Raw genomic sequence first — 21,095 nt, forward strand, 5'->3', positions numbered from 1 at the left:
GCCCGAACGCTTCAAGGGATCGAACAAGCGTCGCCCGTAGTCCTCGATGTCATTGATGCTGCGCACCCGGTTAAGGTTGCGAACAAAGGGAGGCGCTACGTCACCAGTTCGTCCTCGAACTGATCGGGATCGCTTTCTGCCGGATCCAGAACGGGCTGCGCTTGTTCCTGTGCCTGCTCCAGACGTTGCTGTCTCAGAAACGGCGGAACGTCCTCCTCGTCCTCCAGTTCCTCCTCGTCCTCCTTCTCGTACAGGCGGTCGCAGTCCAGGATCTCCTCCCGGGTTTTGCTGTCCCAGGTGAACGTATGCATTGCCTGGCAATAGTTGCGCACCGTCAACTTGTCCGGTTGGTCGGGCTTGCCCGTGATCTGCCACATCGCTGAAGGACAGGTCTTGCAAGCCATCGGTAGTTGATCCAGATCTTTCGGCGTCAGCTTCAGCAGAACTTCGCTGACGACCACCCGACCGCCCAGGGGTTCGATGTTCGACATTTTTTGGCTCTCCATATTTCTCATAGAATGCTTGTTCACAACGAACTAGCAGTTTTGCTTTTTCTTGAACTGACGCCTCTTTGTAGCGCTCCCTAAACTTTGGTGAAGCCTTGTGTACGTATTTAATTTCTCGAGCACGTGTAGGCCAATCCGCTAACCGCTCCTGTATTAGATGCTTCTCCAAAGGCGGTCTACTAAGCTCACGCCTGACAATGAAGTCATCTTGAAATATCGTGTCCTTGAGATTTGTGTACTTCGCATCTCCCGGCAACTTAACAGCGATGTATTCAGTGGGCTTACCGGCGTTTCGGATTCGAGTTTCACCATGCGTTTCAACTAAGGAGTAGAAATCCTGTCGCGTCGTAACGTTTTGCTCGACCACCTGTTTCACCAGGTCTTGCTTAAACTCACGGTTTTTCCCATAAAAGTCGTCGCCCTTGTAACGCGATAAAACACTGGCTGCGTCCTGCGGGTTGACTCGGATGTGTTCGCGAGGTGAAGCCAAGTCGTATTTCTGATTTAAATACTCCTGAAAAGCCTCGAAGTATTTTTCGTGGTGTAGATAAACACCGACCGGATTTGCTTCATTGCCGCTCAATAGGTTTTTGCGAGGAATAATCACATGAATGTGTGGTTTCCGCTCGATCATCGCTCCTGTCTTCTTGTCGCGCACCTGCTTTATTTTTGGAAGATGAGCCTCAGCGTAGAAGTTGAATTCTTCTTCCTTATAGGCGTACATGAGGAACTGCTTGAACTCCAATGTAACTGCTTGCAATGTTTCATCAGAAACGTTGTCCTCACGAAAACCCATCGTAAAGGTTAAATACCGATCTTGGCCTCGATCCGGAATGCTCTCGTAAATCATCCGGGTTAGGTCTAAATCGCCGTCGATAATTACGCGCTCGTCCAGTTCATCCCGAGAAAATTCACGCCCTGCTTTAGCACCTTTCTCAAGATACTCTTGGGCACCAGTGTTATAGCCGCCGGATCTAATCAGCATGATTAACCCCGGCGCTAAGCAACTCACGAATTAAAACCAACTCGTTGATCGCCCTGATATATAATGATTCGGAGATGATTCCAGACTTACGATACGCGCTGTTAACCTTGTAAGCCAATTGGTTTAAGTTATTGCTCGACTTGTTATACAGAAATAACAGGCGCTCATAGTCTCTAGATGGCGCCTGAAAAGTTGCGTTCGAGTTAAATAAAACTTCGCGGAGGAACTGCGATTTTTTCACGCCTGAATCTTTTAGCTTCCTCTCGTATTCCGCGAATACCTCCTCGGAGACCCGGAAGGACACGACGCGGGTTTTGTCTTTCGCCATGCCATCACCTCCTAACCAACCATCAACAACCGACAACATCAAGGGCCGGCAGGCCCCCGCTGTGCGGGGTTTCAAAGGGGATTCCCCTTTGGCACGGACGATTGTTTTCAAAAGGCGAAGCTCTTTTGTAAACAATCGGTAACGTGCCTGTTTTTAAAAGCGACTTGCTCTGTTCGGCTCTAAATTGCTCTGATTTGCTCTAAAGGCCCCGATTTGCTCTAATTTGCTCAAACCTGCTCTGTGAGGCCGAAGAAATGAACGAATGGCGAAAAAAGCCCAGGATCGGAAAAAGCGAGTTCATGCCACTTCTTCCGGAGATACTGAAACGGCTCGAAATGGGTGAAACCTACAAACAGATGCATGACGATCTGACGGCGAGCAAACGCTTGAAAATCGGTTACGACCAATTTGCGAGATACATACGCAAGCATCTGCAAAAGCAACCTGCGAAAAGAACTAGCCAGATAACCCCGCCTGTTCCGAAGGAAAGGCCGGTAAATAAAGCGCATCCGTTTTTCATGGGGGATCAGAAACCAGGTGACGGAGAACGTCGTCGTAACGCAGATAGCGAACTACATAGTTCCGTTCCCAACCGTGAAAGGATCTACGGCACTGCAACCAACAAGGAATAGGCAGCACCACTGCAAGAGTGGTGCGCCTTTTGCGGATTTAGCCGGCCTTTTGATTTATCTCAAACTGCTTTTTGAGCGCCGGCGGCAGCGTGTTGATTATTCGCTGTTGTTGACTGTACTCGTCGCGCCAGAAATCAGCGGCTTTGCGGTTATCATCACCAGCCTTGTACAACATATACAGGCCCACGCCGAAAAAGCTCATCAACACAACAAGGCCGGTAGCGAGCGCAATACAAAGAGTCATCGCACGTTTGTCACGATAACCGCTTGCCACAGACTTAACCTTTCCCTCAATGGCGCTGAGTTCCGATTTAAGCCGCACTACAGACTTGCCTAGGGCTTCGTCCACACTTTTCTCAATCGCTGCTCCAATGCGCTGATGAACGCCCTCAAGTTCGAGTTTCGCGAGAGCGAACATATTGCTTTTGGTTTCAGCAACGAGCTTGCCCGTTGTGTTCTCTGCTTCCTCAACTGCCTCCGCGATTATCTCAACGCTTTTTTCAAGCGCACTCGGCAATGATTCAATCGCGTCAGAAACCGGCTTTGAAAACGTGCGCATGGCTATTTGGTTTGCAATAACCATTGCGAACAATGGATCTAGATCCGAAACTTTGACACCAAGTTGGCTGAAGATTTCGAGCTTTATTTGCTGAAACAGCTCGACGTTTTGCACTTCATCATCAGCGGATTCTTCCATAGTTAAGCCGCCTTCTTGATATCAAACACACGATCAAGCTCAGTGTAAATATCATCAAACACACGATTGATACGCGACTTAGCCATAAATCCGAACTCGTCGGATTCTTTGACCTGCTTAAGCGTCATATGTTTTTCGTTCATCAAACGGATATCCGTACTGAACGCATCGCTGTTGCGATCAACGATAGGAACAATCCCCTGAATGATTGAACTGTTCTCCTGAATCCACGGCATATCTGATAGAGGCGTGCCGTTGAATTCGGGGATCCCCCAAAACTCATTTTGCCATACGACAATTTTGGTATTGGTGTTCGACTTCTTAACGATGTCGATCATCGACAGCAGGCCTGTAACAGTATCGTCTTTGGCCTGTCCACCAGTAACGATAGAGTGGATATATACCTGCTTACCATGTTCCTGCATCGCTTCGAGAATAAAGTTCGAACTGATGAATTTGGCGATCGGCAGGAACGTCGAAGCGCCGTTATCAACAACCGATACACGCTCTGTACTTAGAATCGACTCGAAAAGAGGGTCAAACAACCGCTGCAATACTGTTCCGCCTTCAGTAATTGGAACCAGCATAACGTCGAGTTCTTCCATTCGGTAAAACGTGCTGTTCACAGGATCGGTGTCAGCACACGCCGGCTCGTAACCGCGAGAATGGAAATACTGCGCAAGAATTGTCGATAAAAACGACTTACCGACACCGCCCTTACCTTGGAGCGTCCAGTGAGTGGTATTCAACAACTGATTCAAAATGCTGAGAGTAGCTTTCATAAATTAATACCTCTGATGTTCGCGCACGTAAAAGCCGCGAACAAATGAAAGTTCGGTGGAGTTAGTTCGATCTAAACACCAAGGGCGCTGCCCTTGTCATCCTGCAACGGCCGCGTTGACCTCAGGAGCGTGGGGGAAAAGCACCCCCACACTCCCGAGGTAAGCCTTTCTTTGTCCGTGTGCCGTCAAGTGTTCGCTTCGCCCGTGCTTCCGTTCGCCGGAACGGTGAGGCTGTTCCGACGAGCCGGGAGCGCGGCACCTGACGGATCCGCTACGACGTTTTCAGACCATCATCCAGATGAAGCGGTAGGGATCCATGAAGGGGATGTCGTCATCGAAACTGTCAAAGTCCGGAGCAGGCTGTGGGGCCGACTGCGGCGCGGCCTGCTGAGGGGCTGGCGTCTGCTGCTGCGATCGAGGACTGGACGCTGGGCGAGGCTGCTGGTCGCCCTGCTCACGCTTGCCGAGCAACTGCATGGTGCCTTGCATATCCACTACGATTTCCGTGGTGTAGCGCTTGATCCCGTCCTTTTCCCACTCGCGGGTTTGCAACTTGCCTTCGATGTAGACCTGGGAGCCTTTGCGCAGGTATTCGCCGGCGATTTCCGCGACCTTGCCGAACATCGATACCCGGTGCCATTCGGTTTTCTCAACCTTTTGTCCAGTCTGTTTGTCTGTCCACTGCTCACTGGTCGCCAGACTGAGGTTAGTTACTGCGTTGCCGTTGGGCAGGTAGCGAACCTCTGGATCTTGCCCACAGGTGCCGACCAGGATCACTTTGTTTACTCCACGAGCCATGTTGTTACCCCTTTGTCATTCGGAAATTAACGGTTAAAAACCATCTTCACTTTGCCTTCGCCATCGAGCTTCAGCGCCGCATCGAAGGACTTGCCGGCACCACTCTTGAATCCTTTGATAACGCCCGTTTTCCCCTTCGTAAGCAGGGCTTGGAGCTGGGTAGAGGTGAGTGTTTTGCTGCTGATCTCAGGCCAGAGCTTGAAGGTGCAGCTGAGGCACCCAATCACCCGCTGCGTCACTTTGAGTTCCCCGCCATCCATAGGGCACTTGGCGTCGATCTGGAAGGCGGCTTGCTGCTGAATGTTGCCCACGTCCACGTTGCGGATCTGGTCGGCGATGAACACCTCCAGTTCGTCCAGGAATTCGTTAACCGTCAGTTCACCGCGCTCGATCCTTTGCTGTTGTTCATGCCATAGCGCCGTCATGTCAGGAGTTGTCGCGATTTCCGGAAGTGCCGCAATGAACTCCAATCCCAGCGGCGTGGGAACGAGCTTTTTCTTTTCGACGGTGTAGAACTTGCGATCCTGCAGCTTGGCGAGCATGGCGCCCCGGGTTGCCGGCGTTCCGATCCCACCGTTTTCGCCGGCCGCCTTGCCCTGGTCGCGATCGAGGAGCAGTTGTTTGATACGAGGATCTTTGACGTACTTGGCGACTCGCTGCAGATCCTTGAGCAGCGTAGGCTCGGTATAGAGTGGAAGTGGTCGTGTTTTCTCTTTGGTAACGGTGACGGCCTCGCACAATCCACTTGTTCCGATCGCGAGCGCTGTCAGTAACTCGAATGGGCTTTCGTCCTGCGCGCCGTCTTCGCCATCCTCCTCTTCGTTCACTTCAGCCGAGATTGCGATCGTCCAGCCCGGTACGGTTACTTTGGTGGATCTGGCGACAAACTCGTTGCCGGCAACGTCAAAACGAACCTCGGCGGCCAGATGGCGTTTTTCGGGCATGAACTGAGCCAGGTACCGCTTCACGATCGCCAGATAAACCTTCAGCTCGTCAGCGGTGAGCTGGGCGACATCGAAGTTGGCTGCCGTTGGAATGATCCCGGTGTGCGCCGAAACCTTGCTGTTGTTGAACGCCCGACTTTTGCGCTCGGACTTGACGTCGGCAAACACGTAGCTCAGATCCGGCAGTAACCGGGCCAATGCGGCAAGTGTCGCCGGCGCTTCCTCGAACTGCTCGTCAGTCAGATAACTGCAGTCGGATCGGTTGTAGGTAATGGCTTTGTATTTCTCGCGCAGCGCCTGAGTGATCGCGAGAGTTTTTTCGGCGTCGATCCCATGCTCACGGCTGATTTGTACCTGCAGATCCAACAGGGAAAACGGTAGAGGCGCAGCGGTCGTCTTTTCGGTCACGTCCGCCAGTTTCACTACTGCTGCAGCATTGCGGCAGCGTGCAGCCAGGCTCTCGGCGTACTGCTCCTCGATGATCCGCCCTTTGTCATCTACTGGAGCGTCCGCCGGCACGACCAGGCGCGCTCCGATCCGACTTGCGGCAAAGGCGAGCGTCGAAGTCACGCTATGAAAATGCGCTGCAGCATGGCTCCTGTTCGCGAGGTAACGGTTGACGATCAAACCGAGAATTACTGTCTGTACACGGCCCACCGACAGCACACCTTTGATGCCCTTTGCCTGCGCTGCCAAGGTGTAAGCCCGGGTCATGTTGAAGCCGTAAAGCTGGTCGCCAATGCTGCGGCCCAGGGCTTTTTGGGACAAACCATAAAACTCAGTGTTGTCCCTGAGATTTTCCAGCGCTTTGCGCGCAGCGTTGGCGTTCAGGTCGTTGATCAGCACTCGCTTGACCGGACTACGGTTGCCGTAATACAGCAACACCTCGTCCACCAGTAGTTGCCCCTCATCGTCAGGATCGCCGGCGTGTACGATTTCTGTAGCCTTGCCGATCAGCTCACCCACAATCTTGAGCTGGTCTTGCGTGGCCGGGATCGGCAGGTATTTTTCCGGTCGCAGCTTCAGCGGCAGATCTGCCGCGTTCCACTTCGCATAGGCAGGGTTGTGTACCTCCGGGCCAGCCAATGCCAACAAGTGGCCGACGCACCAGGTCACGATGTCTGGCCCGCACTCGATAAAGCCGCCTCGGCTGCGACCGTTGCCCAGGGCTTCGGCGATCACCTTGCCGAGCTGTGGTTTTTCCGCAATGAAAACTCGCATAACAGTGTCCTCTCAGGTGATTTTTCAGCCGCTCGACTTGCCGTACTTGTCGTTGATCAGCTTGTTGTGGCCTTTGTCAGATCCGGGACAACTGTTGGTGAAGCTCAGCCGCTGTTTGGCGGTTGAGTTCCAGTCGATCCGTTTTTTCTTCTTGTAAACAACAATGTCGAAATGCTCCTGGATCGCCTCATCGCATCCGGGTTGCTTCTTGCCGCTGTACAGTCCCCACATACAGAGCGCGCTCTTGCAGGGGTCTTTCGCGAAAACTGGTGTAGGTACGAGGACAGCCACTGCCAACAAGCAGGCAACGGTGTATTTGCGGGCACGCGAAAACGTCGCCGCATCAACGGTGTATTTCATGTCTGATTCCCTTGGTTCACGCCGATCGGCGCTGGTGTGCTGCAGGAGGCGTTACGGGGTGAGGCGCTTTTGCTGGGCGTCGCGCAACTGCTGGTCATGCGGAGCGGCTACGGCGACCTTTGGCTCGGCGGTACGGACTGGCACAGTCAAAGAGTCGATTTTCGAGGCATCGCCGATCGGCAACGCCGGCGTTTTCATAAATGCCCGCTCCTTGAACACTTCTTCTTCGTACCAGAAGATTTTCCGCGCGCGGATGTTCATAGGCGGTGTCGTCTTGGTGCCCTGGACGAAAACCACCTCCTCGCCGTACGGCAGTTCGTTGATTTCCTGAGGCAGCATCAACGCCCGGGGCTGCTCGGTGTAGCTGTCTGTTTTGGTGCGTTTCTCACCGCCACTGTTCACAGACAGGTTTTTGACCAGAACCGTTTTGTTGCCCAGACGCCGGCTGTACTCCTCGGCCAGTGTGATATCGCCGGTTCCGTAGACAACCTCGATGTGAAACGCCTTCATGATCCCGTTACCGGCCTGTTCACCGTAGGTACGCTCTGCGCGCATCTGATCCTTGCCTTGGAAGATGATCAAGTAGCGCAGCCCTGCACCGCGTGTCAGTGCCGGCGCGGTTTCCATAACCTTCATGCGGCCCATGATCGCGATCTCATCGATCAGGAAAAGTACCTGGTGCTTGAGCCTGAGCGAGCCATCAGCACAGTGCCCGCCCTGTTCCGGCAGGATCTTGGAGTTTTGCTGAATGGCTTGGGTAAAAAACAGGTTCATCAATGGGCCGAACTTGACCAGCGACGGCTCGGTGACACAGAAGTAGATGCTCGTTTTTTCCTCGCGCAGCTTGGAAAAGTCGATGTCATCAGCGGAAACAGCCCACGCGACCGTCTTCTCGCCATACATCGCCAATGTGTCTCGAACAATGTCCGCCGTGGTAGACCAGCCACTGCTTTTGTTCTTCGAGGCTTCGTAAACGCCGTTCATTTCACGCATGCATTCATCAGAAAGCGGTGCGCTGCCGGCGCTGCGTTCTTCCATCGCCTGCTGTGCCCAAACACCCATCGCGCTCCCCAGGGCGGCAACTTCGTAGACCTGAGGCAACGTGCAGGGCAGCTCCGGTGTTTCCATCAGGTACAGCACAATCGCCGAAAACACGTTCGCGGCTTTGTTGTACCACTCTTGGTTCTTGGGGTTGTCCGACACGAACAACACACTCGCGATGGTGCGGATCTCGCCGAGGCGGTACAGAGGATCACGGCTTAGCCTGGCTAACGGGTTCCAGCGGTGCGTTTCCAACCGCTCTGGCGAAAAACGTTTGACCTGGTGCCCCGCAGCCGCACGAAATCCTGCTGTGGTGTCGTAGTTTTCGAACTTCGGATCATTGACCACCACCGAGTCCGGGTAGCTGAGCAAGTTAGGGATCACGATACCAACACCCTTGCCGCTGCCGGGCGGCGCCGCGAGCATCATGAAGGTCTGACCGTAGGAGGCTAGAAGCGTGTCCTTCGTCGGGTGTTTCCCGAACAACAACGGCGGATACTCCTCGATGCGTTTCTGAGGGTTTTCGGGGCTATAAGCTGCCATGCGACCTCCGTTTTGTTGCTTGAGGGTTCAGTTTGTTGAGGTAATAAGCGTGGTACTGCATAGGTGTCATGCCCAGGGCCAAGCGCCGCTGATCTTCTTCCACAACGCCGATTTCGTATTGCTGCAGCGCTTCGGAGTCTTCCTTGAACACCCTGTTGAAGTCAGCGCGAACTCGCTGTGAGTCTGACTCTCTGACAAAGGCGTGCCCGAACTGGCGAGCCAGAAGCAGTTCCGCTTCGCGTGATTGCTGTGCTTCCGATTTCATCTGCCGGCACCTCAGTTTTCCCAGAATGGTGTCATGGGTATCCGCTCGCACCTGACGAGTTGCCTTTCGTGCGCTTCGTGGAATGCCTGGTAGTGAGCGATGTTCTGTTCGCAGAACAGCTCAAGCTCTGCCCGGGGCAGCTTAGGGGAGTAGATGTGTACGGGATCGGCATCGTCATCAACGAACTGCTCCATGCCGTCGGGGTACATCACCCGCCCTACACCACCCAGAAGGATTTCTACCTCGGTGGTGCAGGGGAAGTCCGCAGCCTCTTCCGGATTGAAGATCCAGATCCGGTGCTGTGGATTTGCGGCCGGAGCATCATCGACTGAGCTTCTCGCCGGGAATGCCGCCTCGATTCCGGGGATCCGCTCATTGTTCGAACAGTAATGACCATGCAAGCGCTCACGCTCGAGCGTATGCATTACAAAAGTCTCTGAGCGCTCAACGAGACAACCATGTTCATCCAAGTTGTCCACGGTCGCATCGTTGCGTTCCCTGCCCGGCCTGACATCCATTCGCGGCTGGACAACTACATGCGCGACCCCGAGGTAAAGGTCTGGAATCCGTGATTTCCAACGCTCATCACCATGGATCGCATGCCACAGCATCATGTTGTCGCTGATAGCATCAAGCTCGTCATCGAGTACCAGGTAACGAACTCGATGGGTTGCAATGTGGCTACCTTCCACGTTCCAGCGGGTCACCACAGTGAAGTCGCGGACTAACTGCGGTGTGTCAATGAGGATGCCCTGTATGGCTTTTTGACCGACCTTGCGACAGGCAACCAGATAATTCTTGTTTAAGTACGGGCGGCGAGCCGTGAGATCCGTACCGCCGATCAAGGACAGACCCAACTCAGCACAGGTCAGGTCGATCAACGTACAAGGCTCGGCAGTGCGGTGCGCGAAAATGCGTGGCGTCAGATGAATTAGCATTGCTGCCTCCAAGGGATAGTTTTTCAGTGAGCCGTGAACACCCCCCCTTTCTAAAAGGCGTGCGCTCGTAGGCCGCTACGCCTATACCGGCGCGGCACACATAAGGAATTGAGAATCAGACTGCGAGGGTGCTGCTGGTTGGATCAGATGGCGCCCGATGAGGATTAACGCGAGTTACCGCTACTCACTGATACGGCCCCTTGTATTCGAAAATGCGCAGCTCGGCGTTGTTGGCAAACCGTGCATTGCCATGCAGGTTCGAGGTTGGTTTGCGCGAGAACAGGGCCAACAATGTCAGCGCGAGGGGGAAAAAGGTGAGAGCGATCGTCGCGCACCACGCCCAAGGCAAATACATTGTGCCTCGATCGTTTAACGTCATCGACGACACATCGATTAGCGTGTGCCAAGTTACCGCGTCGATCGCCTGTCCCGTAACCAACAAGAAAAAGACACCGCCGACGTACAGCCCGGCCACGAAGAAAAAGGCCATCAAGACCAAGACTATTAACGAGATTTTCCACCACATATCGCCTCCTAGGCCGCATGGCCGTTCATTAATCGCAGCCTGTTCTCAGGCTCGTAGTGCACTTCAAGAACTTGTGTCTTCTCCATGTAAATCATGATGTCGAATGAGGTTTTCACCAGGCGCTCGATGTAGCTGTAATCCAGCCCTTTACCGACTTCCGACTGTTTAACCAACCCGCACACACGGGCGATCCCCGATACACAGTCATTGGCATGAGCTGTGGTAACGGTGCCAGGTACACCGGTGTTGAGGATCTCCATGTAATGCCATGCCTCATCGCCCGTCAGTTCGGCGAGAAACAGATGATCAGGCTTCATCCGCATGGTGCTTGCTACAAGCGCCTTTGGCGTAACCGTAGGCCCGTACAGCAGGTGAACTCGATTAGGGTGACGTGGAAGAAGCAGTTCGTTGATTGCTTCGATCGTGATCATTCGCCGATCAGTAGGAAACAGATCCACCAAAGCCTTAGCCAGCGTCGTTTTCCCTGAGCCGGGCCCTCCGAAAAGGATGATGTTCTGCTTATGCTCAATCGCCAGTTCGAAGAACTTCACCCAATCGCGCAGGCCATGCGCGGCCTTGATCTCTTGCTGCCAATTCGTGAGTTCAAGCACGGATGAGGCGAGCGCTTGCGTGGCGTCGAACCGACCAGAACGAATGTAGTCCTCCAGAGAAAATCGCTTTATCGAAGGAATCCGGATGGTCATCGAGATTGTCCCTTTCTCGACTGCCGGCGGAATCACCACTTGAGCGCGTACCCCATCAGGGAAAACATCAGGGAATTTCAGGGTGTGGATCGGCGTCTCAGGCGTCAACTGAACGTTGTTGAACACAGCGAGACTGTTAGCCACCCGCCAACACATACCGAAGTCCAGCGTAGGCACTTCTTCACGTTGGCCGCTGGGGTAGTCATCATTTGCAGTCCAGATCTCGAATGGCCGGTTTATTTTTACCTCTGTGGTGCCAGGCCGGCTCATACGATCGGTGAGGCCTGCCTGGTTAAGAAAGTCCTGCAGTAGCGTCGAATCGACCAGTTCATCAACAGCAATTGCTGAGTCTTGCATAGTGACTCCTTAACGATTCTCGAAAACCGAAGAAAAATCCACGTCGCGGGCCACGATCACAGTAATCACTGTGCCAGGCAGCAAATGCCCAGTCGGTGCAATGTTTATCGTGTTGTCCAGAGACTTTTCCGCCATGCTTTCGAAGTTCTGCTCGGTGTTGTTGATTGTGTAGCCGCCGGATCCGCTGCTGGGCTGCGTCGAGTTCGTGGCTGCTGTCAGCACGTCCTTGAAAAGCGACAGAACAAGAGCACCGCCGTAGCGTTCCTTGAGATGGTTATCGACCCAAGCTTCTGTACCGCTTGCTCCCATTGGGCCAGCACCAAGACTGTCTAGCTTGGCTCGCCCGTATTTCGTTTCCAGGTCATTCCAGGTCGTGAACACCCGAACTCGACCTTGACCCATCTGGACAGTCTGCACTCCACGAAGCCGGGCCATCGCTTCGGCCAGCACCGTCGAACCATCAGCCGAGTACAGCGGCTCTGTAAGGCGGCAATCCACGGGGCCGGGTTGTTCGGTGATGATCTCCGAGTAGAGCGCGCAGCGCGCATATGTGCCATTTCCGAGGAGATACTTTCGCGAAGGTGCCAACGTCGCTTTCGTCGGAGTGAAATCAGGGCCAGATAGATTATTCAGGTTGCCTCGCGTCGATAATCCACCGGCTCCCAGAAGCCCTTCGCCGGGATCCGCAGCATCCCCCGGGGTAGGTAGAGGTTGGCCTACTGCTGGCCGACTTGGTTTCGATTCACCACGTGCACCAGCCTGATAGCCAGAAACGTCGTTGACGGTTGCCAGCAACATGACGCCCCCGCCCAGCTTCCGTTGCGCAGCCGTTTCCACCGCAGAGGCAGTGTTAGATCCGGAGTTCGCCGGTGTTGTTTTGACGCTTGACGTAGTGGGATTTTGCTTTGCCGGCGCGCTACTGCTTTCTGCCTGTTTTTTTGCGTCCTCGGCTTTGCGCTTATTCTCCTCCTCGATCTCCTTCAGCTTCTCCGCCTTGAGCCTGGCCATGGAGTCATCAGAGGAAGTACTGGTCTTCAACGTGGCGTCCGCTACAACCGTGCTTTCGTCGACCTTGGAGGAGCCACCTCGTATTTCACCGATAACCCACGACCATATGCCGAACACAACAACCAGCAGGAACACGATTAGCAAGCCGATATAAACCCAGAATTTTGCTTTCGGCGGGCCGCTCCGTTTGCTACGGATGTCGAACGCTCCCCTAGCCTTTTCTGCCGACATTTCCACCGGCGGATCAGTAACCACGGCGCCGGCGGTATTCTCGTTGTCATTTGTCTGCACGTTTCACCTCCCGCACTTCCCCTGTAGTGGTTCCGCTGTAGTTGTAGGTGGTGCTAAGTTGCTGGGTCGGTCTTGCCTCCATGACCAAGGCATTCAAACGCAGTCGGAACAGCTTGCTCACGCCATGCACCACAAGAATGTCGTCCTCTGGCCGGGTATTCGCGACCGTTTCAGTTCCGTCAGGAAGCACCTGGTAAACATTGGGACGTGGAACGTTGTTTGGAAATCGGAAGCAAGTGAACGTGCCGTTATCCCAGATCTCCAGCGGCGCCAGGGATTTGTCCCCACGCACTTGATAAGGCCCACTGCGCAAGCCGTTGCAAGGGTCGAAAGGAACCTTTGCGATCGCGACCGGTTTCGGCACCTCTGGATGCTTGAAGCGCAGTGCGTAAGTCATCTCTGTGACAGATTTCACCAGCTTCAACTCCAGCAGATAGGTGTGCTTGCTGGTGTTAATGATCAAGTTGGTGTTCGGATCGTCGGCAGTCTGCGGCTTGATAGCAATCATGTTGCCGGAACGGTTTACACCGATTGACCAAGCTTTCGGATCACCAGCGATGATCAACCCCGATTCACCGTTAACCGTCTCGTTCTGCGGAAACTGAATCAGGGTGGTTCGTCCAATCACTGACTGGATTCTGAACACGTTGTCTGGTGAATACACTGCGGTTTGAACCCGCCGATCGAGAACTGAGCTGTCGCCCATGCTTTCCGCCGAGGCGCTTCCTACGCCGGCGAGCATCAGCACAAGCGGGAGTGCCAGAATTCGCTTATCCATTGTTTGTGCCCGCCTCTTGCACTTTGGAATAGCTCTTGATTCCTAACCCACGCGGGTTGATCCAGTCCTGCTCGCGCTTTTTGGGTGGGTTTTTGTAGTCATAGGTGATAGTTGTCTGCCATGTAGCAGGTTTAACGTTTGGATCAGGTACGCCGTTACGATCGACGACTGTCTTGATAATCCGAACCTGGGCTGTACCAGTACCGGCTTTCTCATCGCGTGCCAGGAAACCCACACCACGAATTTCCACCTTCATCTGTCGGTTGTTTCCGAGCGTTTCGGTATAGCCTTTTTTCGACATCTGGAAGTTCTTGTATTCAGTAAATGCGTCCGCGTACGACATCAACTCAACCGTTGCGTACATGGCGTCACTGTCCGCAAAGTTATATCCCTCTCGAAAGCGTACGTAGTTCGAAAGGTAGTATTCGTCATCAACTTGCTTTTGGGTCTTTGCCTGTCCGCCTGGCCTGACGATATCGGTGGCACCGGTCGCGTTATCAACACGAACAACATACGGCTCCACCGTTTTCAACGGCGTAAGCATCATCACAGCGCCGATAGCCATAAATGCCAGCATGCCGAAAAAATAGGAAAGCAGTTTCGCGCTTTTGGCTTTTTTCTGATACTCGGCAGCTACGTTTGCCTCAAACCATTTAGCCGCATTGGTGTAGGCGGCTTGTGCCAGAGAAATGTTCCGCGCAAGCTCAGGATCCAACACCAAACCGGCAGCCAACTCTTGTTCCTGTTCAATAATTTTTTGTTTACTTAGACGAAATTTCATTAAGATTCTCTCTTAAATAAATGCGCACTCAGCCCACCGGTCAATCTGAACAAGATCCCGAGGGGCGAAATAAATTGGTTATCGTTTACTTAAGTTGAGCCAACAACTTGCTTGTATTTCTTGCTGAATTTTTCCCTGTAAATCCGCGCTGGTTCACCACCAGCCGGTCGGTGATAGCATCCAGCAGCCCAGACCCAATTCTTTTCCCGTTCGTAGCACTTGCGCAGTTCGATAGCGGCAGTGTTCAAGTTGTCGCTGGGAGCTAGGGAATCACAAGGGTGAGCGTAGTGCTGTGAACCCACCCACCCCCAATTCTGTTGGGTAAGTCCGATATCAACTCCATACTTACCGTATTTCTGCAACCCCTCCAGAGCAGCGTTACAGGCTTCGGCGCGAGTAGCGAAGTATCTACCTTCGCCCTTGATATTCAGCGTCCAGGGCCAAGGGTAATAACCAATCTTGATTTTGTAATTGCTTTCGATTTTAGCAATCGTCCAAAGCACTTCAGGCGGAACAGCTTGAGCTTGAGCTGCTCGCTGATAGGCAGGGGGAGGTGTTTCGGCCTGCACATAAGCCGTTGCCACTAATGAGAGAGCAAATAGAATATTTTTCATTGCACGAGTACCACCGCACCATTCGGAATCTGCGCTGGCAGAAGAATTCCCGAATTAATTTTGTTCGGGGCTATTAACACACCATTTTGATTAACACCTACGTTCGTTGACTCTGTACGTTTAGCAAGGTGGCCCACAAGCCCCGGCAAAGACTGAGCGTAAAACACGTAACTACTGCCGGGGGAAATATAGTTTCCAAACCCCGGATTCCTAATATACCAATTTGGCAAGCTTAATGACGCATCACTAACGCTACCGGTTTGAGTTGGATTGGCTACAGCATACGAAGCCACAAAATTCCGATATAGCATCAAGCTGTCGGATACCGCTTTAACTTCGGCAGCTGTCATTCCTCGGTTTTTATATGTCTTCTCTGCTTGCGAAGAAACACTAAGTGAAAACATGAGGGCGAGCAAAAGATACAAAAGAGGCATGACAGCACCCTAAGTTGTCGTGAATGGAAGGTTGAATCGGTTTTTATTGATCGGTGAAACAGGTCGCGGCGATGGAACTGGTCACCGGCGCATTGAGCTGTATGAGCCACTGATACCGGCCCAAAATGTCCGGGCCTGCAACCGGCGTGACTTGCCCCAAAGTCATACGGTTGGGTTCGCCCTGGGCATCACCGAAACGGCTCAGGTAGCATTCAGTGTGCCAGCCAAGATCCATCGCATAATCCTGTCCTGTCACGAAGGAAGTGATACCGCCACCGGAAGGGCTCAGGGTCATTACCCTGTTCTTGCCGACGTTTAACCAGTAGCCGCCCTGGCATGAAAGCGGTCGGCCGGATGCATCACGACCAACCAGCCCGATCGGAGAACACGTTCCCCAAAGTGTCGCGACACCATTCATCTGCAGAAACTCACCGACCTCTGTACGCCCGGTCGACGTCAGTTTTCCTGCGCGCATTTCGCCTCCGGTGTACACATTCTTGTCAGCGTAGGAGCGCACCCACGCTGGATCACTCATATACCACCCGCCGCCATGCTTTTCGTTGTACCAGCCAGTGTCTCCCGTCGATCTGAACCAGCCTCCCGTGTAGGTTTCACCCGCCGTCCTGGTGTTGCCACTGATGTTGGCCGACGCTGCGTTCACGGTGCCGGCGTTGTTCAGGTTGTTGGTGTTCATATCAATGGCCGCGTGCATCGTCTGCAGCTCGGGCTGTCCTGGTACTGCATGGCGGTACAGATAGTCATTGACCAAAGCGCCGTCTTCGAAGAACAGCGCTGTGGCCAGATGCCCCGCACCAGGTGCTACGCCGTACGGCGCCAATGAGGTTTGCCACCCGCCGAAACTGCCGGTCGCGATGCCTGTATTGGATAAGGGCACATACCCCCCTTTCCCCCCCAGTTGCTTCGCGATCTCGATCAGGTGTAGTTCCTTAATCGTTTCTCCGTTCACCGTGACGATCAGTGACTGAAGCTTATTCGGAGTCGGCTCTAGGACAAGCACACGATAATCCTGCCCATATGCGTTCTGGTCAGTAAAACCCGCTTGCAGGTACCCAGTAGAGCGAAGCATTGCGGTTGTTATCACTGCAGGCGCTGTAGGCCCCGCTGCAGCCGTTACGGCCGCGTAGTTGTCTTTGATATATGCGGCCGCGGCATCGGCCACCACGCTCATTTGATCGGCAGTCACCAGGTTGGTTTGACGATCGATATAGCGTCCGTAAACCGCTGTCCCCCCTGCGGCCATGACCACCATGACCATCAGGACGATCATCGTTTCGAGCGCTGTAAACCCTCGCTGCTTGCCTCTGAAATTGCTGCGTCGTTGTTTCACGATGATCCCTCTATGTTTGTTTACTGGCTCCCCAAAATGCCCGGGCCGCTTGTTGTTCAACCTCTTGCGCAATTGCTGAAATCTGACCGCTGCGGATCTTCTCCCTGACGCCGGCAGCGACATCACCACCCACCAGCAATGTTTCGATGGTTAGCCGCTTGAAGTCCTGACCGCCCTGCCCTTTCGTGATGGTCAAGTCCTGCCAGGAGACGCCCAAGAGACTTTCCGCGAGCAACTTTGCGGCCGACGTGGTGTGTGGTTCTGCGAGTGAAATCAAACGTTCAAGGGCTTGCGGGATGCTGCCGGCGTGCATGGTGGCCGCTATCAGCTCACCGTTCGAACCGGCCTTCAGCACCTCGTAAGCCGTATCGGAATCGCGGATCTCGCCCAAGAAAATGAAGTCGACTCCCGATCGGAGTCCACGGATCAGATGTTCCCGGTACCCGCCCTTGTGACGGGATGCGTTGATCGCGATACAGCGGCCATTACCATGCAATCCATCAATGGCCGTTTCGATGGGGTCTTCGATAGCCAGTGATACACCGCCATGCAACTTGTGCCGCTCAACAAGCCAGGAAGCGCCTGTGGACGTTTTACCGACACCGAACCCTCCGCAGATCAGCATCAAACCGCACGCTTTCGGATCAAGCATCGCTTCGGCGTAATGGGCAGGTATGCCCAAACCCCGATAGTTCCTGATTTGTGCTTTGGAGCGGCGCAAAACGTACGTGCCGCCTGGCTCAGTGCTATCCAGATGCGTGACCCGGTACACCGACTTTTCATGCAGAATCGAAAACTCAGGCCCACCGGCGTCCAACTGACCTTTCTGGCACAGCACCAGGATTTCTTGAATGTCGTTTTTCCAGCTTTCCGGAACCGGCACGCGGGAGTTTGCGGCTCCCGCGAGGTCGGTTACGTCTGCAAAGCTGTTACTGACATACAGATCCAGCCAATCGCTTGTCGATATGACGCTTTGCAGACCAGTCATCAGCGACCAGACCAGGACAACGTGTTGGTTCCGGAGGTGCAGGCGGACGTCGCGGCGATTGCGGTGACTTCACCGGTAATCGCTGTTCCGCCATTGATACGCACACTCATGGAGTTGCTGTTGGCAGACTTGGAGGCGAGGAAAATGCAATTCGAGTCCGGCACGCCGGCGTAAGTCATGGTGTAACCAGTGCCGGTCGAAACGTTCGTCACGGCGCCGCCCCATACGTTAGAGACGGTGCCACCACTTTTCTGCATGTTTTCCGGAATCCCCTCGCCGGCGATCAATACCGGAATCAGGTTGGTTCCTGTCGGCCCGTAGCCGCTTTGGGTTTTGAGTTGACGGGTGTTGGTGATGATGCTGGAAATGTTCTGCAGCTCCTCGTTGTTGTTCGAGGTGTTCGTCAGTTTGGAGTACCAGGCAATCGCCCCGATGATGGCGAAAAGTCCAACAACGATCGCGATCATTACTTCCAGCGCGCCGAATCCCCCTTGTTTGGGGCTTCGATGCCCCAACTTGCGCGCATGTGGCAAATCAGAGACAGCCGGGTTCGCGGCGGTGTTTACAGCCGTTGTTTCGGTTTTCATACGTTTTTTCCTTAGGGTTTTACGACTTTGGATGCGGTCTTGTTGACGGACTGTTCGAAGCTGTTCTGCATGTCTTGAGTGCCCACCACAATCAGCGCCATTGCGGCTCCGAGTAGCAAAATGGCAACGGAGAACGAAATTTTCGCCATGCGCTGAATGCTCTTGATGCTCGTTTTAAGCCAGCGCTCTGAGTAGTTGTTGATTGCGCCCGAGAAACCTTCTCTGGCAGCGAGGATCCGGATGAACTGGATGGCTTTCTTGTCCGGAAAGTTGTGTCCTGCGTCATCCAGGGCCACGCCGAGATTGCTCCCCATCCGGATGCCGTACAGCGCACCGCGAATCCTTTCCTTCAGCCACGGGTTGGCGTATTCACCGAGCATTTCCAGCGCAACGTAAGGGGCGATGTTGGCTCGCATCATCACAGCCAGGTTCAATAAAAACGTTGAGCCGTGAACCATGCGGTACGTTGAGTAAAAAGGCCCTCTGTCGAACACCATCCGAACAGATCCAGTCCAGCGCGGAAGACTCCATACGAACGCGACAATCAAGACCAGGAGCGCCACGACAGTGACTGCACCGTAGCCCGTCACGAAGTTCGCAAGCTGGTATAGCGTCGCGGCGGCGCCCGTCCAGTTTTCCGGCGGAGAAACGCGGGCCATCGGCGGAACAAGCTTTGTGGCGACCAGCCACAAGACCATCGACAAAGGCACGCTGAGAAACGCCGGGTAGACAACCGCAGAGGTAACGGCGCCGAAGATCTGCTGCTTAGCGGTGATGACCCGAACGATGTCATCGCAGGACTGAACCAGCCTTGCGCCTTGTTCGCCGGCAGCCAGAAGGGATGCTTCCTCGTATGGCACCCATCGAGATAGCGCCCGACTTAGCGGCGTCCCGTTGCTGAGCTGAATCATCAGGTCACGGGTAACGATAGCCAGTGGCTCACCGTTTTTCTTCCCCCCAACGCTCCAGATCTTGTGCAGCTCCTTGAGCGAATCGTTGACGCTCATGCCGTTCTCGACAAGGTTCTGAAATCCCTCGTAGAAATCGATGCGAGTTCCGCCGGAATACTTCATAACGAGTGCAGCCCATGCTGCGCCGAAAGCATTCATGACCTGACTCCGACAATTGCCACGTCCTCGTCCAGCGCGCAGATGTCCCGCTCGCCATGCGAGGGGTCGACCATTCCTTCGTTGATGCGCTTCAGCAAATGGGCGTTTTTGGTGACGCCGCCTTGTTCATTCACCCAAAATGCCTGTGCTTCGGCTTTGCCGTGGTCGCGAAACTTCCGCATGAACGCAAGATCCGGCTGGATGATTTCAGCGATTGCTGTTCGACCGACAACGCCACGCCCGTTGCACTCTGAACACCCGTCGCCCTTCATGAAGACCTGTTCGACAATGCAGTGCGTCTGAATGCGTGTTTTCAAGTCCGCTGAAATAGGCCCTTTGAAGCGTTCGAATGGCACTTTGCAGGCTTTGCAAAGCACCCGAGTAAGCGACTGATTGACCAATCCCTTCACCAAGCTCGGGTCGTACGCCAGACTATCCTCGACGCCCAGGTCATGAAGCCGCTGAAGGCTTGCCGTCGCCGAGTTGACGTGGAGCGTCGACCAAAGGCCGTGCCCCGTTAGGGCCGCTTGGAACGCAGCCAGTGCAGAGGCCGTATCACGCATTTCGCCGATCAAAGCCACGTCGGGATCGAGGCGCATCAAGTTCGCGATCGCTTCGGCCCACTCCTCCTTGGGGCCTTTGGGCGTTTGGTTCGCTCCCTTGATTCGATACTCCACCGGGTCTTCAAGCGTGACCAGGTTGATCGTGTAGTTCACCGACTCAAGCAACATGCTCAGAAGTGTCTGAATGCTCGTCGACTTGCCAGAGCCAGTGGTGCCGGTCAGCAACACCATTCCGTCAATGCGATGTACTAGACGGGTCAGCGCCTCGATCTGCGTCGGCAGGTAACCCATTTGATCCAAGGTGAGGATCATGCCGCTGTCGTACAGCAAACGCATCGCCATCCAAGGGCCATTCAGTGTCGGACGTGTCTCCAAACGCGCACCGAACAGACCGCATTCCGTGACGAACTCGCTACGCAACCGGCCGCCTTGGCTTTCACCAGGGCGATAGTTGGTGCCCGTCGATTCGCTCATGGTTTCGTAAATGGTGGACAACATCGCCTCACCATCACGTCCAGCGAATGACGCCGCTGGCTCAAGCTCACCGTGAACCCGAAAGCTCAATTGATGACCTTTGGGCGTAGCGAAAAAATGAATGTCACTAGCACCGGCCTCTGTCGCTGAGCGCAGTATTTTCACGACATCATCCTGCTTGCCGCCGGAGGCTTCATTGCCAACGTATTGCTGGCCTTGTCGACTGCCGACAACAGCACCGCCATAGCCTCGATAGAGCGCCTGCAGGTGTTCAGGTTTGACATACTCCGTCGAGTGGTTGAAACGCGCCCGACGCAAGCGCTCAACGAACGCCATGACGAAGTGATTGCCGCCGTAGCCGTCTACGACATGCAGAACACCGTCATTTGTCAGACACAGCTTCTCGCGCAGTTCTGCATCGACTTCCCAGGTCTGACCTGGCGCAGTGAGCGGCACGGGAGTCAATATCGCAAGTGAAGTCATGGCTCGTTCC

General features: G+C 54.2%; 23 protein-coding genes. 1 reads left to right on the forward strand and 22 read right to left on the reverse strand.

Annotated features, from left to right (window positions below):
• Window positions 1-95 precede the first annotated feature (95 nt).
• Both AB9L16_RS00005 and AB9L16_RS00010 read right to left on the reverse strand, forming a co-directional pair.
• Complete coding sequence (locus tag AB9L16_RS00005; RefSeq protein WP_375122184.1) at window positions 96-491, reverse strand: relaxosome component, NikC family protein; 396 nt, start codon at window positions 489-491, stop codon at window positions 96-98.
• A gap of 989 nt (window positions 492-1,480) precedes the next feature.
• Window positions 1,481-1,930, reverse strand: coding sequence for a molybdopterin-guanine dinucleotide biosynthesis protein MobC (locus tag AB9L16_RS00010; protein ID WP_375122185.1), 450 nt, complete (start codon window positions 1,928-1,930; stop codon window positions 1,481-1,483).
• A gap of 143 nt (window positions 1,931-2,073) precedes the next feature.
• Here AB9L16_RS00010 and AB9L16_RS00015 point away from each other — a divergent pair, with 143 nt between their 5' ends.
• Window positions 2,074-2,451: a hypothetical protein gene (locus tag AB9L16_RS00015; RefSeq protein WP_375122186.1), complete on the forward strand. Its 378-nt coding sequence runs from the start codon at window positions 2,074-2,076 to the stop codon at window positions 2,449-2,451.
• A 37-nt stretch (window positions 2,452-2,488) separates the two neighbouring features.
• On the opposite strand, the gene AB9L16_RS00020 is transcribed toward AB9L16_RS00015, so the two are convergent.
• The 20 genes from AB9L16_RS00020 to AB9L16_RS00115 all read right to left on the reverse strand — a co-directional run bounded on the left by AB9L16_RS00020 (window position 2,489) and on the right by AB9L16_RS00115 (window position 21,085).
• Window positions 2,489-3,148: a hypothetical protein gene (locus AB9L16_RS00020; RefSeq protein ID WP_375122187.1), complete on the reverse strand. Its 660-nt coding sequence runs from the start codon at window positions 3,146-3,148 to the stop codon at window positions 2,489-2,491.
• A gap of 2 nt (window positions 3,149-3,150) precedes the next feature.
• The gene (locus AB9L16_RS00025) at window positions 3,151-3,930 is read right to left on the reverse strand and encodes a conjugal transfer protein, TraL family (protein WP_375122188.1); all 780 of its coding nucleotides are present in this window, start codon (window positions 3,928-3,930) and stop codon (window positions 3,151-3,153) included.
• 282 nt (window positions 3,931-4,212) lie between these two features.
• A complete protein-coding gene (locus AB9L16_RS00030) occupies window positions 4,213-4,728 on the reverse strand; it encodes a single-stranded DNA-binding protein (protein WP_375122189.1) in 516 nt (171 codons plus the stop codon).
• Window positions 4,729-4,754: 26 nt separating this feature from the next.
• Complete coding sequence (locus AB9L16_RS00035) at window positions 4,755-6,893, reverse strand: DNA topoisomerase (protein WP_375122190.1); 2,139 nt, start codon at window positions 6,891-6,893, stop codon at window positions 4,755-4,757.
• A gap of 24 nt (window positions 6,894-6,917) precedes the next feature.
• Window positions 6,918-7,253: a TrbM/KikA/MpfK family conjugal transfer protein gene (locus AB9L16_RS00040; RefSeq protein ID WP_375122191.1), complete on the reverse strand. Its 336-nt coding sequence runs from the start codon at window positions 7,251-7,253 to the stop codon at window positions 6,918-6,920.
• A 51-nt stretch (window positions 7,254-7,304) separates the two neighbouring features.
• Window positions 7,305-8,837 (reverse strand): type IV secretory system conjugative DNA transfer family protein, encoded by a 1,533-nt coding sequence (locus AB9L16_RS00045; RefSeq protein ID WP_375122192.1) that lies wholly within the window; start codon window positions 8,835-8,837, stop codon window positions 7,305-7,307.
• A complete protein-coding gene (locus AB9L16_RS00050) occupies window positions 8,824-9,102 on the reverse strand; it encodes a hypothetical protein (RefSeq protein ID WP_375122193.1) in 279 nt (92 codons plus the stop codon). The genes AB9L16_RS00045 and AB9L16_RS00050 overlap by 14 nt, the downstream gene beginning before the upstream one ends.
• Before the next feature lie 11 nt (window positions 9,103-9,113).
• Entirely contained in the window at window positions 9,114-10,040 is a 927-nt protein-coding gene (locus tag AB9L16_RS00055; protein ID WP_375122194.1) for a DUF6012 family protein, read from the reverse strand.
• A gap of 184 nt (window positions 10,041-10,224) precedes the next feature.
• Window positions 10,225-10,566 carry a hypothetical protein gene (locus AB9L16_RS00060; protein WP_375122195.1) on the reverse strand — a complete coding sequence of 114 codons (342 nt, stop codon included), beginning with the start codon at window positions 10,564-10,566 and terminating at the stop codon, window positions 10,225-10,227.
• Window positions 10,567-10,574: 8 nt separating this feature from the next.
• Complete coding sequence (gene virB11 / locus AB9L16_RS00065) at window positions 10,575-11,627, reverse strand: P-type DNA transfer ATPase VirB11 (protein WP_375122196.1); 1,053 nt, start codon at window positions 11,625-11,627, stop codon at window positions 10,575-10,577.
• 9 nt (window positions 11,628-11,636) lie between these two features.
• Window positions 11,637-12,926, reverse strand: a complete 1,290-nt coding sequence (locus tag AB9L16_RS00070) for a TrbI/VirB10 family protein (RefSeq protein ID WP_375122197.1) — start codon at window positions 12,924-12,926, stop codon at window positions 11,637-11,639.
• Window positions 12,913-13,704, reverse strand: coding sequence for a TrbG/VirB9 family P-type conjugative transfer protein (locus AB9L16_RS00075; protein WP_375122198.1), 792 nt, complete (start codon window positions 13,702-13,704; stop codon window positions 12,913-12,915). The genes AB9L16_RS00070 and AB9L16_RS00075 overlap by 14 nt, the downstream gene beginning before the upstream one ends.
• On the reverse strand, window positions 13,697-14,485 hold the full coding sequence (locus AB9L16_RS00080) for a virB8 family protein (RefSeq protein ID WP_375122199.1): 789 nt from the start codon (window positions 14,483-14,485) through the stop codon (window positions 13,697-13,699). The genes AB9L16_RS00075 and AB9L16_RS00080 overlap by 8 nt, the downstream gene beginning before the upstream one ends.
• A gap of 89 nt (window positions 14,486-14,574) precedes the next feature.
• Complete coding sequence (locus AB9L16_RS00085; RefSeq protein ID WP_375122200.1) at window positions 14,575-15,099, reverse strand: Soluble lytic murein transglycosylase; 525 nt, start codon at window positions 15,097-15,099, stop codon at window positions 14,575-14,577.
• Window positions 15,096-15,533: a type IV pilus biogenesis protein PilM gene (gene pilM, locus AB9L16_RS00090; protein WP_375122201.1), complete on the reverse strand. Its 438-nt coding sequence runs from the start codon at window positions 15,531-15,533 to the stop codon at window positions 15,096-15,098. Before pilM ends, AB9L16_RS00085 begins: the two co-directional genes overlap by 4 nt.
• Window positions 15,534-15,576: 43 nt before the next feature.
• Window positions 15,577-16,881: a shufflon system plasmid conjugative transfer pilus tip adhesin PilV gene (pilV, locus tag AB9L16_RS00095; protein WP_375122202.1), complete on the reverse strand. Its 1,305-nt coding sequence runs from the start codon at window positions 16,879-16,881 to the stop codon at window positions 15,577-15,579.
• Window positions 16,882-16,891: 10 nt separating this feature from the next.
• Complete coding sequence (locus AB9L16_RS00100) at window positions 16,892-17,869, reverse strand: ATPase, T2SS/T4P/T4SS family (protein WP_375122203.1); 978 nt, start codon at window positions 17,867-17,869, stop codon at window positions 16,892-16,894.
• Complete coding sequence (locus AB9L16_RS00105; protein WP_375122204.1) at window positions 17,869-18,456, reverse strand: type 4 pilus major pilin; 588 nt, start codon at window positions 18,454-18,456, stop codon at window positions 17,869-17,871. The genes AB9L16_RS00100 and AB9L16_RS00105 overlap by 1 nt, the downstream gene beginning before the upstream one ends.
• A gap of 11 nt (window positions 18,457-18,467) precedes the next feature.
• A complete protein-coding gene (locus tag AB9L16_RS00110) occupies window positions 18,468-19,565 on the reverse strand; it encodes a type II secretion system F family protein (protein ID WP_375122205.1) in 1,098 nt (365 codons plus the stop codon).
• Window positions 19,562-21,085 carry a GspE/PulE family protein gene (locus AB9L16_RS00115; RefSeq protein WP_375122206.1) on the reverse strand — a complete coding sequence of 508 codons (1,524 nt, stop codon included), beginning with the start codon at window positions 21,083-21,085 and terminating at the stop codon, window positions 19,562-19,564. The genes AB9L16_RS00110 and AB9L16_RS00115 overlap by 4 nt, the downstream gene beginning before the upstream one ends.
• Window positions 21,086-21,095: the final 10 nt, after the last annotated feature.

This window comes from Pseudomonas sp. LW8, from assembly GCF_041956865.1.
GTDB lineage: Bacteria > Pseudomonadota > Gammaproteobacteria > Pseudomonadales > Pseudomonadaceae > Aquipseudomonas > Aquipseudomonas siliginis.

Bases quoted from the DNA above. Each gene is read 5' to 3' on its own strand.
- virB11 (WP_375122196.1), bottom strand. From the start codon at position 11,627: ATGCAAGACTCAGCAATTGCTGTTGATGAACTGGTCGATTCGACGCTA.
- AB9L16_RS00035 (WP_375122190.1), bottom strand. From the start codon at position 6,893: ATGCGAGTTTTCATTGCGGAAAAACCACAGCTCGGCAAGGTGATCGCC.
- AB9L16_RS00045 (WP_375122192.1), bottom strand. From the start codon at position 8,837: ATGGCAGCTTATAGCCCCGAAAACCCTCAGAAACGCATCGAGGAGTAT.
- AB9L16_RS00080 (WP_375122199.1), bottom strand. From the start codon at position 14,485: ATGAAATTTCGTCTAAGTAAACAAAAAATTATTGAACAGGAACAAGAG.
- AB9L16_RS00050 (WP_375122193.1), bottom strand. From the start codon at position 9,102: ATGAAATCGGAAGCACAGCAATCACGCGAAGCGGAACTGCTTCTGGCT.
- AB9L16_RS00040 (WP_375122191.1), bottom strand. From the start codon at position 7,253: ATGAAATACACCGTTGATGCGGCGACGTTTTCGCGTGCCCGCAAATAC.
- AB9L16_RS00105 (WP_375122204.1), bottom strand. From the start codon at position 18,456: ATGAAAACCGAAACAACGGCTGTAAACACCGCCGCGAACCCGGCTGTC.
- AB9L16_RS00025 (WP_375122188.1), bottom strand. From the start codon at position 3,930: ATGAAAGCTACTCTCAGCATTTTGAATCAGTTGTTGAATACCACTCAC.
- AB9L16_RS00055 (WP_375122194.1), bottom strand. From the start codon at position 10,040: ATGCTAATTCATCTGACGCCACGCATTTTCGCGCACCGCACTGCCGAG.
- AB9L16_RS00100 (WP_375122203.1), bottom strand. From the start codon at position 17,869: ATGACTGGTCTGCAAAGCGTCATATCGACAAGCGATTGGCTGGATCTG.
- AB9L16_RS00005 (WP_375122184.1), bottom strand. From the start codon at position 491: ATGTCGAACATCGAACCCCTGGGCGGTCGGGTGGTCGTCAGCGAAGTT.
- AB9L16_RS00015 (WP_375122186.1), top strand. From the start codon at position 2,074: ATGAACGAATGGCGAAAAAAGCCCAGGATCGGAAAAAGCGAGTTCATG.
- pilM (WP_375122201.1), bottom strand. From the start codon at position 15,533: ATGCCTCTTTTGTATCTTTTGCTCGCCCTCATGTTTTCACTTAGTGTT.
- AB9L16_RS00115 (WP_375122206.1), bottom strand. From the start codon at position 21,085: ATGACTTCACTTGCGATATTGACTCCCGTGCCGCTCACTGCGCCAGGT.
- AB9L16_RS00085 (WP_375122200.1), bottom strand. From the start codon at position 15,099: ATGAAAAATATTCTATTTGCTCTCTCATTAGTGGCAACGGCTTATGTG.
- AB9L16_RS00110 (WP_375122205.1), bottom strand. From the start codon at position 19,565: ATGAATGCTTTCGGCGCAGCATGGGCTGCACTCGTTATGAAGTATTCC.
- AB9L16_RS00060 (WP_375122195.1), bottom strand. From the start codon at position 10,566: ATGTGGTGGAAAATCTCGTTAATAGTCTTGGTCTTGATGGCCTTTTTC.
- AB9L16_RS00030 (WP_375122189.1), bottom strand. From the start codon at position 4,728: ATGGCTCGTGGAGTAAACAAAGTGATCCTGGTCGGCACCTGTGGGCAA.
- AB9L16_RS00020 (WP_375122187.1), bottom strand. From the start codon at position 3,148: ATGGAAGAATCCGCTGATGATGAAGTGCAAAACGTCGAGCTGTTTCAG.
- AB9L16_RS00075 (WP_375122198.1), bottom strand. From the start codon at position 13,704: ATGGATAAGCGAATTCTGGCACTCCCGCTTGTGCTGATGCTCGCCGGC.